Genomic DNA, 13,103 nt, shown 5'->3' with positions numbered 1-13,103 from the left:
TATCTATTTGTTTCCTGATAATCGGATCCCAAATCTGCGGACGGAATTCACACCCATGGCCATCAGCAGCACCTCCACCGCCAGCACCGGAGCGGCCAGCCAGGCCAACCCGCTGGTGATGCGCATCATCGCCTTTTGTGCCTTGGCGCACCTGATCAACGACCTGATTCAGTCGGTGCTGCCGGCGATCTACCCGATGCTCAAGGCCAACTACGACCTGAGTTTTACCCAGATCGGCCTGATTACCCTGACGTTCCAGGTAACCGCGTCGCTGTTGCAGCCATGGGTGGGCTTTTTCACTGACCGCCGGCCCACGCCTAACCTTTTACCGATGGGCACGCTTTGCACGCTGGTCGGCATTGTCATGCTGGCGTTCGTCGGCAGCTTCCCGATGATTTTGTTGGCGTCGGCGTTGGTGGGAATTGGCTCATCAACGTTCCACCCTGAAACATCGCGCATCGCGCGTTTGGCTTCCGGGGGGCGTTTCGGCCTGGCGCAATCCACCTTCCAGGTGGGCGGCAACGCAGGTTCAGCCTTCGGCCCGCTGCTGGCGGCGGCCATCGTCATCCCGTTTGGCCAGACCCACGTCGCCTGGTTTGGCGTTGCGGCACTGTTCTTCTTTGCGGTAACGCTGATGCTGCGCCGTTGGTACAAGGAACACCTCAACCAGGCCAAGGCGCGCAAGGCCGTGCAGGCCACCCACGGCATTTCGCGCCAGCGGGTGATTGCTGCCTTGATCGTGCTGGGTTTGCTGGTGTTCTCCAAGTACTTCTACATGGCCAGCTTCACCAGCTACTTCACCTTTTACCTGATCGAGAAATTCGACCTGTCGGTGGCCAGTTCGCAACTGCACCTGTTCCTGTTCCTGGGTGCCGTGGCGGCGGGCACCTTTTTTGGTGGCCCGATTGGCGACCGTATCGGGCGCAAGGCTGTGATCTGGTTCTCGATCCTTGGCGTGGCGCCATTCACCCTGGCGTTGCCGTATGCCGACCTGTTCTGGACCACCGTGCTGAGCGTGGTGATCGGCTTCATCCTGGCCTCGGCGTTTTCCGCCATCGTGGTGTATGCACAGGAACTGGTGCCGGGCAGCGTGGGCATGATTGCCGGGATTTTCTTCGGGCTGATGTTCGGCTTTGGCGGTATCGGCGCAGCGTTGCTGGGCTATGTGGCCGACCTGCGCGGTATCGAGTATGTGTATGGCGTGTGCTCGTTTTTGCCGTTGTTCGGGTTGTTGGCGGTATTTTTGCCAAATACCGGCAAGCGCTGAGATCACCGGGGGCCTCGCGCAGGCCCCCGGCCAATTGACGACCTGACCTGCCATCCCCTAGAGTGCCGCCTCTTTTCACAAAACCTGCGTAGTCGCCAAAGCAATGCGCCGTACTTCGTCCCTACCACATGCTCGCCAACCTGCCCTGCAGGCGATGCGTCGTGCGTGGCCGAGCGACACGGTGCTCAAGCGCCGTCGCAGCGTGCTGTTTGCCTTCACCTTCTCGCCACACCTCGCCCTGAACTGACCTGCGCCCCTGTATCGCCCGCCGTGCCGGCGTGCGCGTGGGCGCCTGCATTTGCGCGTCTTTTTCAGTTTGCGGGAGTGGTACATGAACATGCGTTTGCTGGCGGGCCTTCTGTTCGCCGTGTCGGTTGTCGGCTTCAGTTTGGGGGCCAGCCTGCCGCTGGTGTCGTTGCGTCTTCACGAGGCCGGTGCGAGCACCTTGCAGATCGGCATCATTTCGGCGATTCCCGCGGCGGGGATGATGCTCTCGGCGTTCATGGTCGACGCCTGCTGCCGGTACCTGACCCGGCGCACCATCTATTTGCTGTGCTTCAGCCTGTGCACGGTCAGCATCGCCCTGCTGGAGCAGGCATTCGATTCGATCTGGTTGCTGGCAGCGCTGCGGCTAGGCCTGGGCATCGGCATGGGCATCGCGATCATTCTGGGCGAGTCGTGGGTCAACGAACTGTGCCCCGACCACAATCGCGGCAAGATCATGGCGCTGTACGCCACCAGCTTCACCGGCTTCCAGGTGCTTGGCCCCGCCATGCTGTCGGTACTGGGCGCCAACAGCCCGTGGATTACCGGTGTGGTGACCGCCTGTTATGGGCTGGCGCTGCTGTGCATCGTGCTCACCGTGCCAAACGATCATGTGGCGCATGGCGACGAGGGTGAAAAGAGCTTTGGCCTGGCCGGGTTCTTCCGCGTGGCGCCCTCGCTGTGCGTGGCGGTGCTGTTCTTTTCGTTCTTCGATGCCGTGGTGCTGTCGCTGTTGCCGGTGTATGCCACCAGCCATGGCTTTGCAGTGGGCGTGGCGGCGTTGATGGTCACCGTGGTGTTCGCCGGCGACATGGTGTTCCAGCTGCCACTGGGCTGGCTGGCCGACCGGGTCGAGCGCACCGGGCTGCACCTGGTGTGCGGGTTGGTGGCGATGGCGATCGGTATCGCGCTGCCATGGTTGTTGCAGATGACCTGGCTGCTGTGGCCGCTGCTGGTGCTGTTGGGGGCAGTGGCGGGTGGCATCTACACCCTGGCGCTGGTACTGATCGGCCAACGCTTCAAGGGCCAGGACCTGGTCACGGCCAACGCCAGCGTGGGGTTGTTGTGGGGTGTTGGCAGCCTGGTCGGGCCGCTGGTCAGCGGTGCGGCAATGGATGTGGCACCCCATGGGCTGCCGATGGCGCTGGCGGTGATGGCAGGCTTGTTCGTATGTTTTGCGCGCCAGTCGTATCGGCGGGCGGGCAGGTTGCGGGCAGTGGCGGACTGACCGCTTAGCTCAGGACGATGTTCACCCAGTAACGGGTGTGATAGTCGACCCGAACCGGCAGGCTGCGCGCCAGCAGCTGCAGTATCTGTTCGGTGTCGGCCAACTGGTAAGTGCCGGACACTTTCAGCCCGGCCGCTTCCGGCGCGCAGCGCAGCATGCCCGGGCGGTAGCGCGCCAGTTCGGCAACAAACTCGCCCAGCGGCATTTGCTGCACACTCAGCACGCCGTCGGTCCAGCCCCACGGGTCGCCATGCAAAGCGGCCGGCTTGAATGTGCCGTCTGCCGATACCTGCAGGACTTCACCGGAATGGGCACGGTATGGCGTGGAAGAGGAAGGGAACAAGGTCACCTCGCCACGACGCACCGCCAACAGCAACCCGAGGCTGTTATCGCGCAGCAGCAACTGGCCATCCTGAGTGGCGAGATCGCCCACGCGTGTGGCAATGCGGAACGGGCGGTTATCGTCGGCGTTGCTGTCCAGGCTGATTTCGCCGCGCAGCAGCGTCAGTTCGCGCAGGTCACGGGTGTAGTGCAAGTCGATGGCGCTGGTGGTGTTGAGTTGGATACGGCTGCCGTCACTGCCCTGCATGGTGCGACGTTCGCCGGTCGTCGTGCTGCTGTCGGCCATCAACGACGGTAACCCCAGCGGCTCGCGTGCGGTCCAGCCCAAACTGCCGCCGACGGCCAACACCGCCAGCAGTTTCAAATGGTCGCGGCGGCTTGTGCGTTGGCGCTGGCTACCTTCCAGGGTGCGTCGGCTCAGGTTGCCAGGCAGTCCGGCCAGTTCGTCGCTCATGTTGCTTACCCGTTGCCAGGCCTCTGCATTGTTCGGGTGAACGGCCAACCATTGCTGAAATTGCTGCTCGGTACGTGGGCTCGGGGCGTCGAAGCGCAGCTTCACAAGCCATTCGATGGCTTGGTCTACCTGGGCCTGGCTGGGCACGTTGCTACAGGTCGGCATAACGTAACCGGTAGCAGGCGCCCAGTGCCTTGGCCAAGTCTCGCTCAACGGTGGCGCGCGATACATCTAGCCTCAGGGCGATTTGCGGGATGCTAAGGCCATCGAGCTGGGCCAGCAAAAAGGCTTGGCGGGCGCGGGGCTTGAGCAAAAGCAAGGCGCGGTCAAGGCGCTCAAGGGTATCGAGAATGATCAGCCGGTGTTCTTCGCTGGGCATTTCGCCCTCAGGCACCAAGGCCAGGCTTTCTTGATAGGCGCGTTCCAGCGCGCGGCGTCGGAACTGGTCGATCATCAGGCCGCGGGCAATGCTGCTGAGGTAGGCGCGCGGCTCTTTGAGTGGAGATACTTGCCGTGCACGCAGCAGGCGCACGAAGGTGTCCTGGGCCAGGTCGGCCGCGTGTTCCTGGCAGCCGACCCGGCTGCGCAGCCAGCCACGCAACCATGCATGATGGGACTGATAGAGCAGGGCGACTTCGGCCGGCTTGAGCGTGTCGTTGATCTGCATCGTATCGAAAGCCCGGTCCCATCATGCATGTTTTTGTGAATAGTTCTCAATTCTAGGCGTGAGTGATGGCACGTAGCAATGGCATACCAGAAATTAGCCGCGCAAGAACCGGCGTTTACCCGACGAGCGGCTGGGGTAAGCTGAGCTTGCCCTGAAACCTGCTGGAGCCGCGGATGATCCTGGCTGACCTCACCCCTGAAGCTTACTGCGAGGCATCCGCCTACCTGGCGGGTATGGACCCCGACTGGGCGCGGCATATTGCCGCTGTCGGCCCATGCCTGCATCAGGCAACGCCTGGCCGTGAGCCTTACGAGGCGTTGGTTCGTGCAATTGCCTACCAGCAACTGCACGCCCGCGCTGCCGAGGCGATATTGGGCCGCCTGTTGGCGCTGTTCCCTGAATGCAGCTTTCCTGCACCCCAACAACTGCTTGGGGTGCCGCCAGAGACAATGCGTGCTTGTGGTTTCTCGGCGAGCAAGCTGGCCACGGTTCAAGGCATTGCCCAAGCCACCCTCGACGGCAAGGTACCTTGCAGAAATGAAGCGTTGGCAATGAGTGACGAATCCTTGATCGAGCGCCTGGTGGCGTTGCGCGGTGTGGGGCGCTGGACGGTGGAAATGCTGTTGATCTACAGCCTGGAGCGTTCGGACATTTTGCCCGTGGACGATTTTGGCGTGCGCGAAGGGTATCGACGGCTCAAGGGAATGGACAAAGCCCCCACTCCAGCAAAGATGCGCGCCATTGGCGGCGCCTGGAGCCCCTATCGGACCATTGCTGCCTGGTACCTGTGGCGGGCCTGAATGCTTGGCGGCAGAAAACCAAGGAATACCGGAATGAACAGCTACAGCACCGACACTCAACGCTGGCAAGCCGTGCAAAGCCGCGATCCCGCCGCCATCGGCCACTTCGTCTACGCCGTGCGTACCACTGGCGTTTACTGCCAGCCCAGTTGCAAGTCGCGCTTGGCCAAACGCGAGAACGTCGAGTTCTTCAGCAATGCCGCTGCTGCCGAACTGGCCGGCTACCGCGCTTGTCGGCGCTGCCTGAACAACCCTTCACACAACCGCCGCGGCGACCTCGTTGCTCGCGCTTGCCGCCTGCTCGAAACCGAAGATGCCCCGCCCAGCCTCAACCAGTTAGGCGAGCAACTGGCCGTCAGCCCGTTCCACCTTCAACGTCAGTTCAAGGCTCACACCGGCCTCACGCCGAAGGCCTACGCATCGGCCTTCCGCGCCAGGCGTCTGCGCGAGCGGCTGGGTGATGGGCACGGTTCAGTCACCGATGCCATCTACGATGCTGGCTACAACTCCAACAGCCGCTTTTACGAAAGTGCAGATCAACGCCTTGGCATGCGCCCACTGGCCTACCGTTCGGGCGGCACGGGCGCGACCATTCATTTCGCCATTGGCCAATGCTCGTTGGGGGCCATTCTGGTGGCTCAAAGCGAGAAGGGCATTTGCGCTATCCTGTTGGGCGATCAGCCCGAAGCATTGCTGGAGCAGTTGCAGGACCAGTTCCCCAAAGCCCGGCTGATCGGTGGCGACCCAGGCTACGAACGCCTGGTGGCCGAAGTGGTGGGTTTTGTTGAAGCCCCGGCCCTCGGCCTGGACTTGCCGCTGGATGTGCAAGGCACCGCCTTTCAGGAGCGGGTATGGCAAGCCCTGCGTGAAGTGCCGGTTGGCAGCCGGGTCAGCTACACCGCCATCGCCGAGCGTATCGGTGCCCCCAAGGCCGTGCGCGCCGTGGCTCAGGCCTGCGCGGCCAACCGCATCGCGGTGGCTATCCCGTGCCACCGCGTGGTGCGTCAGGACGGTGATATCAGCGGCTATCGCTGGGGCGTGGAACGCAAGCGGCAATTGCTTGAGCGAGAAACGGCACTCTCCTGATTGCTTCAAGCCGCGTAGAATCCACCGCCAAATCGAGTTGTAAAGAGGAAAGTTCGATGAGGCGTGTCAGCCTTGCCCGTTATTGCTTAGGGGTGCTCACCCTGATGCTGGCGCTTGCCGCGCCGGCCTGGTCGGCCTCTACGCCCGTGTCCAGCCTGGCCTCCGCCGAATTGTCGGTGCTGGATGAAAACGCCAGCATCGAGCAGTTGAGCGACCGGCTCGACCAGATTCGCCAGGGTGTATCCAGCAATGCCAACGATGACCTGCTCTCGCAGCTGCGCCTTGCCGCTGTGCAGGTTCAGCGCCAGGCCGATGCCCTCAGTGCCCAGCGCACGGCTGATGCGGAAAAACTGGACGACAAGCTTAAAGTAATCGGCCCGCTGCAGCCTGATGAAGCCGCCAGCCTCACCCAGCAACGCAAGCAGCTCGAGGCCGAGAAAAAGGCTGTGCTTGCCGAACAGGACCAAGCCACCAAGCTGACCCAGTCGGCGCGCGACCTGTCCACCCAGATCGTCAACCTGCGCCGCAGCCAGTTCAACTCACAGGTCACCAGCCGCGCGGCCAGCCCGCTCAGCCCGGCCTTCTGGCAATCGCTGATTCGCCCCACCGATGAAGACGTGCTGCGTTTGCGCGAACTGCGCGGCGAGGCGGCCGATGCCGTGGCCAGCGCGTTCAGCGCCGAGCACCGCTGGCTGTTCATCAGCAGCCTGATCGCGGCGATTCTGGTGTGGACGCTGGTGCGCCGGCTGCTTGAGCGCATGCTCGCTCACGGCATGATTCGCGTACTTCCGGAGGGCAGGCTGCGCCGCAGCGCCTTGGCGCTGAGTGTCAGCCTGGCCACTTTGGGGACCATTGCCGGCTCCGTGTCGCTGCTGCGCTGGGGCCTGGAAAACAGCGCCGAACTGGGCTCTGACCTGGCCAGCCTGACCAACCACGTACTCACACTGGTGGTGTTCAGTGCCTTCATTTCGGGCCTGGGCCGCGCGATGCTGATGCTGCAGCGCCCGTCGTGGCGCTTGCCTCCGATCAGCGACGAGGTGGCCAGCGCCCTGGGCTGGTTCCCGAAGGTGCTGGCACTGGCGCTGATGGTGATGCTGACCATGGAGCGCATCAACAGCGTGATCGGCACCAGCCTGGCGCTGACCGTGGCGACCAACGGCCTGACAGCGCTGGTGGTGGCGGCAATCTTCTCCGCCGCGCTGATGCGCTACCGCCGCACCCTGCGCACCCATGAACTGGAGCGCCCGACGGGTTGGATCGGGCTGATTTCGTTCGTGATCGTGGTGTGGGTCGGTTTGATCGTGCTGACGCTGCTGGCCGGTTATCTGACCCTGGCATACTTCCTCACCGCCAAGTTGCTGTGGATCAGCGTGGTCACCACCTGTGCCTACCTGCTGACCACGTTCTTCGGCGACCTGTGCGATTCGTTGCTGTCGCCGCATCAGCCCGGCGGCCTTGCGCTGGCCTCCGGCCTGGGCCTGGCGCCGCGTCACCAGGCGCAGTTCAGTACTTTGCTGGCGGGTATCGGCCGTACCGTGCTGCTGTTCCTCGCCGCCTTGCTGGCGCTGATGCCGTCGGGTACCAGCCCGGGTGAGCTGCTGTTGAGCCTGGGTGACTGGGATGGCACCGGCGGTAAGGTGCTCGGCAACCTGAACATCGTGCCGCAAGACATCCTGTTGGCGCTGGCGATGTTCTTCGGCGGCCTGTTCGGCATTCGTGTGCTCAAGCGCTGGCTGAGCGAGCGCCTGCTGCCGGAAACCGACATGGACGCCGGCATGCGCGCTTCGTTGGTGACCCTGGTCGGCTACCTGGGCTTCCTGTTCCTGGCGATGCTGGTGATGTCGACCCTGCGTATCAACCTCACCAGCCTGACCTGGGTGGTCAGTGCCCTGTCGGTTGGTATCGGTTTCGGCTTGCAGCAGATTGTGCAGAACTTCATCTCAGGCTTGATCCTGCTCACCGAACGCCCGGTGAAGGTGGGCGATTGGGTGAGCCTGGCGGGCGTCGAGGGCGATATTCGCCGCATCAACGTGCGCGCCACCGAAATACAGATGTCCGACCGCTCCACGGTAATCGTGCCCAACTCGCAATTCATTTCGCAGAACGTGCGCAACGTGACCATGGGCAACGCGCTGGGCGTTGTTGGCATTACGCTGACACTGCCATTGGAAACCGATGCCAACCGGGTACGCGAGTTGCTGTTGGCGGCTTACCACGAGCACGAGTCGATCCTGGATGCGCCGGCCAGCTCGGTAACGTTCAAGGACCTCACCAGCGCTGGCATGGTGATCAGTGTCAGTGGTTATGTGGCGGGGCCGCGGCAAGTGTCGGGTGCGCGCAGTGACCTGCTGTTTACCATCCTGGGGCGCCTGCGCGATGAAGGGATTGCCCTGTCGTCGCCGCAGAGCATGGTGTTGTTGCAGGAAGGTGGTCGCTCGGCTGAAGAGCTGGCGTAATGATGTTCTTGTAGGAGCGGCTTTAGCCGCGAAGCAGGCGACGCGGTGGCTGGCACCGGCTTCGCCGGTGTTCGCGGCTGAAGCCGTTCCTACAGGGCAATGCGCTAATGCTGCTTGGCCTGCCTTATCCGCAGCAGAATCACCAGCAGCACCAGCGCCACTGGCGGCGCCATCGCCAACAATGCATCGCGCGCCGTCAGCCCCAACCCCAGCACATTCAACCCGCCGTACAGCAGCTTGAACAGGTTCAGCAGGTAATAGGTGATGGCAATGATCGACAGCCCTTCCACCGCACGCTGAATCTTCACCTGAGCATCGGCGCGGGCATTGAGGCTATGCAGGATCCCCGCGTTCTGCTCTTCCATTTCCACCTGCACGCGTGCCTGCAGCAGGTCGCCCAGGTTGGCGACGTTCTTCGTCAACTGCTCCAGCCTTTGCTCGGTGGCCGCGCAGTAACGCACGGTCGGTTTGAACCGGCGTTCGATGAACACCCCAAGCCGCTGGCAATCGCCCACATGGCTTTCGCGTAACTCCCCCAGCCGCTCGAACACCAGTTGCGCGTAGGCTTGGGTCGCACCGAAACGATGGCGGGTTTTCACCGTGCGGCTGACTACCTGCCGTGACAAGTGAGCAATTGATTCGAGCAAGCCTTTGGAATCGTGGCCATCCCCCCCGGCACTGCGTTCTGACAAGCTGACCAAGGTTTTGTCAAACGCGTCCAGTTCCGAGCTCAGGGTTTTGGCCGTGTTCAGGGTCAGAGAAGCCATCATCCGGTACGTTTCGATTTCCAGCAGCCGACGAATCATACGGCCCTGGCGATAAGCATTCAGGCGGCGATTGATGAACAGGAAGCGGTTGGTGCCATCGGCGGTCAGGCGGAAATCGCTCCACACCACCGCATCGCCACCCCCGACGCAGGAGCCGCACGGGTCTTTGAACTGGTAGTGCTGCAGGTCCAGCCCCTGTTCGTCGCGCACCAGTATCTGCACAGCGTTGATCACTTGCGCTGCCTGTGGCGTGATGGCGTCGGCCAGCACCGGCGGCAGTGCTTGCCATTCGGTGTCGGTGGTGGAGCAGGGCACCACCAGCGTCAGGGTGAAGAACTCGGTGTGGCGCTCCCACTTGAACGGGTGCCCGTTCAGCGTGGTGATGCCTTGCGCTGCATCCGTCTCGCTGGCCTGCGGGCAGCAGCGTTGCAACAGTGCGGCGCAAGCGGCATCGCCGCCGAGCAAAGCCAGGTGGAAAACGTGTGCCGGGCCGTCGAAATACAGCGACGGGCGGGCGTGCAGTTCGTTGTGCAAGGCAGTGCGTTGAGGGTGCATGGTGGTCCGGCCTGGTGTTGTGATTGTGGGGTACCAGGGAGTGGGACTTCATGCGCAGGATGTAAAGTCACTTAACTGCGTGGTGCGGTTGCCGGCCTGTTCGCGGAGCTTGTAGGAGCGGCTTCAGCCGCGAACACCGGCGAAGCCGGTGCCACCAAACGCGTGGCTGCTTCGCGGATAAATCCGCTCCTACACAAGCGACCAGACGACGTAGCCATCAACCCAGGCAACGGGTTACATGCTTCACCGACTGGTAAGCCGACAACCCCCAAGGCCCGAGTTCACGCCCGATCCCGCTGCCCTTGGTACCGCCCCACGACGTTTCGACGAATACCGCCTGTACCGAGTTGATCCACACGTGGCCCACCTCCAGCGCATCGGCAACGCGCTCGGCGCGCTCCAGGTCGGTTGAGCATACGGTGGCGACCAGGCCGAAGCGGCTGTCGTTGGCTTGTGCGATGGCTTGTTCTTCGGTGCTAAAGCGGCGTGCGCACAGCACTGGACCGAAGATTTCCTCTGTCCACAGGCGGCTGTCTTCAGGCACTTCGATGTACAGCGTCGGGCTGACGAACCAGCCGTCGCGGTCCAGCGTCTTGCCGCCTGCCAAGCATTCAAGGCCTTCTTCACGGGCGGTGGCAAAGTAGCTCGCCACTTTCAGCCATTGCGCCTGGCTGGTCAGCGGGCCCATATCTACTTCTTCGGTCAGCGGGTTGCCGACACGCAAGTTTTCCAAGGCTTGTTGCAGGCGTGGCAGCAGAGCGTCAGCGATGCCGTCCTGTACCAGCAAGCGGGAGGTGGCCGAGCACATCTGGCCGGCGTTCCAGGTAATACCGGCAACGATCCACTCCACGGCCTGGTCGACGTCGCAATCGTCGAACACCACGATGGCCGACTTGCCTCCCAGTTCCAGCGTCACCGGCCTGCACTGGGCCGAGGCACTGCGCATCACTTGGCTGCCAACGCTGTTGCTGCCGGTGAACGACAGTTTGTCCAGGCCATTGTGGCTGCTCAGTGCCGCACCGGTCTCGGCCTTGCCGTTGACGATGTTCAGCACGCCGGCAGGCAAGCCCAGCTTGTCGGCAATCTGGCCATAGGCCTGTTCGATCAGCGGGGTGACTTCCGAGGGTTTGAGTACCACGGTGCAGCCTGCTGCCAGGGCAGGGGCGAGCTTCCAGGCGCTGGTCACCAAAGGGAAATTCCACGGCACGATCAGGCCGACGACGCCTACTGGCTCCAGGCGGGTGCGGGCGCTAAAGCCCGGTGCAGCCAGTGGCACGTCGCGGTTTTTCTCAGGCAACTGCTCAGCCAGGTCGGCGTAGTAGGCGAAGGTCGCCACGGCATCGTCCAGGTCGATTTCGGCCTCGTGACGCGGCTTACCGTTGTTGCGCATCTGCAGGGCAATCAGTTCCTCGCGGCGCAGGCCCAGTTGTTCGGCAAAGCCACGCAGGAAGGCAGCGCGGGTGCCTGCGCTGGCTTTTTTCCATTCAGGCAGTGCCTGGCGCGCGGCGTTTACGGCCTGGTCGACCTGGGCGACGCTGGCGGCCATCAGTTCCGCGAACGGCAGCCCCAGAGCTGGGTCATTGACGCTGATGCAGTCGTTGCCTTGGCCTTCGACCCAACGGCCGGCGATGTAGTGGGACATAGTCATGATCGGTATCCAGTCAGGCCATTTCGGCAGCGGTTACCGGCGTGTGCGGGGTGCTTTTGCAGCGCACCCAGCGTGGGCCCTTGGGGCCATATACGCCGGCTGGTTCAGGGAACAGGTTGAGCAGCAGCAGGTACAGCACGCCGGCGATACCCAGGGTTACCGGCAGGCTCAGGTCGATGCCGCCGGCCAGGTCACCCAGCGGGCCGACGAACTGCCCCGGCAGGTTGACGAAGCACAGGCCGACCGCCGCGCTGGGGATCCAGGCGCCCATGCCGCGCCAGTTCCAGCCATGCAGGAACCAGTAGTGCCCCCCGCGCTGGCCGCGGGTGAACACCTGCAGGTCGTCGGCGTGGTAGAAGCCGCGGCGGGTGATCAGGCCGAGGATCATGATCACCATCCACGGGCTGGTGCAGGTGATGATCAGCACGGCGAAGGTCGACACGCTCTGCACCAGGTTGAACGTGAAGCGGCCGATGAAGATGAAGCCGATGGCCAGCACACCGATCAGCAACGTCGCGCCAGCGCGGCTGAGCAGGCGCGGGAACACGCTGGACATGTCCAGGCCCGTGCCATACAGCGCGGTGGTGCCGGTGGACATACCGCCGATCACCGCAATCAGGCACACCGGCAGGAAGAACCAGCTTGGCGAAATGGCCAGCAAGCCGCCCACGTAATTGTTGGCGGTGATGTAGTCCGGCGCCTGGCTGGCTACCAGCGTGGCGGTGCACAGGCCGAACAGGAACGGGATCAGCGTGGCGGCCTGAGCGGCGATCACCGCCAGCATGATGCGCGCCTTGGGCGTTTCACGCGGAATGTAACGCGACCAGTCACCCAGGAAGGCCCCGAACGACACAGGGTTGCTCATCGCCAGGATCGCCGCACCGACGAACGCGGCCCAGAAGCCGGCCTGACCAAGGTTGACGCTGCCGGCATAGCCCGCATCAAACGGCCCGGCAAAGGCGAAGATGCCCAGCAGGAACAGCAGGCTCGACGCCCACACCGCGATCTTGTTTACCCACAGCATGAAGCGGAAGCCGAAGATGCACACCACCAGCACCAGCACGGCGAACAGGCCGTAGGCCAGGCCCAGGGTCAAGTCGGTTTCCGGCAAGCCGGCCAGGCGCTTGGCGCCGCCGACCAGCGCGTCTCCCGAGCTCCATACCGACAGCGAAAAGAACGCCACGGCGGTGAGCAGTGACAGGAACGAACCGACAATGCGCCCGTGCACGCCGAAGTGCGCGCCGGACGATACCGCGTTGTTGGTACCGTTAAGCGCGCCGAACAGGCCCATCGGCGCAAGGATCAGCGCGCCCACGCCAACGCCCAGCAAAATCGCCCAGACACCGGCCTGGAATGACAGCCCGAACAGCACCGGGAAGCTGCCCAGCACGGCGGTGGCAAAGGTATTGGCGCCGCCAAAAATCAGGCGGAACAGGTCCAGCGGGGAGGCGTCGCGTTGATCGTCGGGGATCTGTTCGACGCCGTTGGTCTCGATACCGGTCGAGTGGCTCATGGTGATGCTCCAGCGCGGTTGTTGTGGGCCGGCGCGGTGCGCGGGCCTTCTTGTGG

General features: G+C 63.3%; 10 protein-coding genes. 5 read left to right on the top strand and 5 right to left on the bottom strand.

The features are described from left to right. Positions 1-55: 55 nt before the first annotated feature. Positions 56-1,267, top strand: a complete 1,212-nt coding sequence (locus tag PVV54_RS22465; protein ID WP_274907341.1) for an MFS transporter — start codon at positions 56-58, stop codon at positions 1,265-1,267. A 331-nt stretch (positions 1,268-1,598) separates the two neighbouring features. Beyond that, entirely contained in the window at positions 1,599-2,759 is a 1,161-nt protein-coding gene (locus PVV54_RS22460; protein ID WP_274907340.1) for an MFS transporter, read from the top strand. 4 nt (positions 2,760-2,763) lie between these two features. Here PVV54_RS22460 and PVV54_RS22455 read toward each other — a convergent pair whose 3' ends face one another. Beyond that, entirely contained in the window at positions 2,764-3,720 is a 957-nt protein-coding gene (locus PVV54_RS22455) for a FecR domain-containing protein (protein WP_274907339.1), read from the bottom strand. Next, positions 3,707-4,222, bottom strand: a complete 516-nt coding sequence (locus PVV54_RS22450) for a sigma-70 family RNA polymerase sigma factor (protein WP_274907338.1) — start codon at positions 4,220-4,222, stop codon at positions 3,707-3,709. The genes PVV54_RS22455 and PVV54_RS22450 overlap by 14 nt, the downstream gene beginning before the upstream one ends. A 173-nt stretch (positions 4,223-4,395) precedes the next feature. On the opposite strand from PVV54_RS22450, the gene PVV54_RS22445 reads away from it, so the two are divergent. The 3 genes from PVV54_RS22445 to PVV54_RS22435 are packed head-to-tail and all read left to right on the top strand — an operon-like array spanning position 4,396 to position 8,564. Then, positions 4,396-5,022, top strand: a complete 627-nt coding sequence (locus PVV54_RS22445; protein WP_274907337.1) for a DNA-3-methyladenine glycosylase family protein — start codon at positions 4,396-4,398, stop codon at positions 5,020-5,022. Positions 5,023-5,055: 33 nt separating this feature from the next. After that, positions 5,056-6,108 (top strand): bifunctional DNA-binding transcriptional regulator/O6-methylguanine-DNA methyltransferase Ada, encoded by a 1,053-nt coding sequence (gene ada, locus PVV54_RS22440; RefSeq protein WP_274907336.1) that lies wholly within the window; start codon positions 5,056-5,058, stop codon positions 6,106-6,108. 56 nt (positions 6,109-6,164) lie between these two features. After that, positions 6,165-8,564 (top strand): DUF3772 domain-containing protein, encoded by a 2,400-nt coding sequence (locus PVV54_RS22435; protein ID WP_274907335.1) that lies wholly within the window; start codon positions 6,165-6,167, stop codon positions 8,562-8,564. A 104-nt stretch (positions 8,565-8,668) separates the two neighbouring features. On the opposite strand, the gene PVV54_RS22430 is transcribed toward PVV54_RS22435, so the two are convergent. The 3 genes from PVV54_RS22430 to PVV54_RS22420 form a co-directional block, all read right to left on the bottom strand. After that, on the bottom strand, positions 8,669-9,886 hold the full coding sequence (locus tag PVV54_RS22430; RefSeq protein ID WP_274907334.1) for a DUF3422 domain-containing protein: 1,218 nt from the start codon (positions 9,884-9,886) through the stop codon (positions 8,669-8,671). Between the two features lie 217 nt (positions 9,887-10,103). Then, a complete protein-coding gene (locus tag PVV54_RS22425; protein WP_274907333.1) occupies positions 10,104-11,534 on the bottom strand; it encodes an aldehyde dehydrogenase family protein in 1,431 nt (476 codons plus the stop codon). Positions 11,535-11,547: 13 nt separating this feature from the next. Continuing rightward, positions 11,548-13,047, bottom strand: a complete 1,500-nt coding sequence (locus tag PVV54_RS22420) for a purine-cytosine permease family protein (protein ID WP_274907332.1) — start codon at positions 13,045-13,047, stop codon at positions 11,548-11,550. Between the last annotated feature and the right edge of the window lie 56 nt (positions 13,048-13,103).

Source organism: Pseudomonas sp. PSKL.D1 (assembly GCF_028898945.1).
GTDB lineage: Bacteria > Pseudomonadota > Gammaproteobacteria > Pseudomonadales > Pseudomonadaceae > Aquipseudomonas.
The sequence above is the reverse complement of the archived record's forward strand: the minus strand, read 5'-3'. Positions and strand labels throughout refer to the sequence as shown.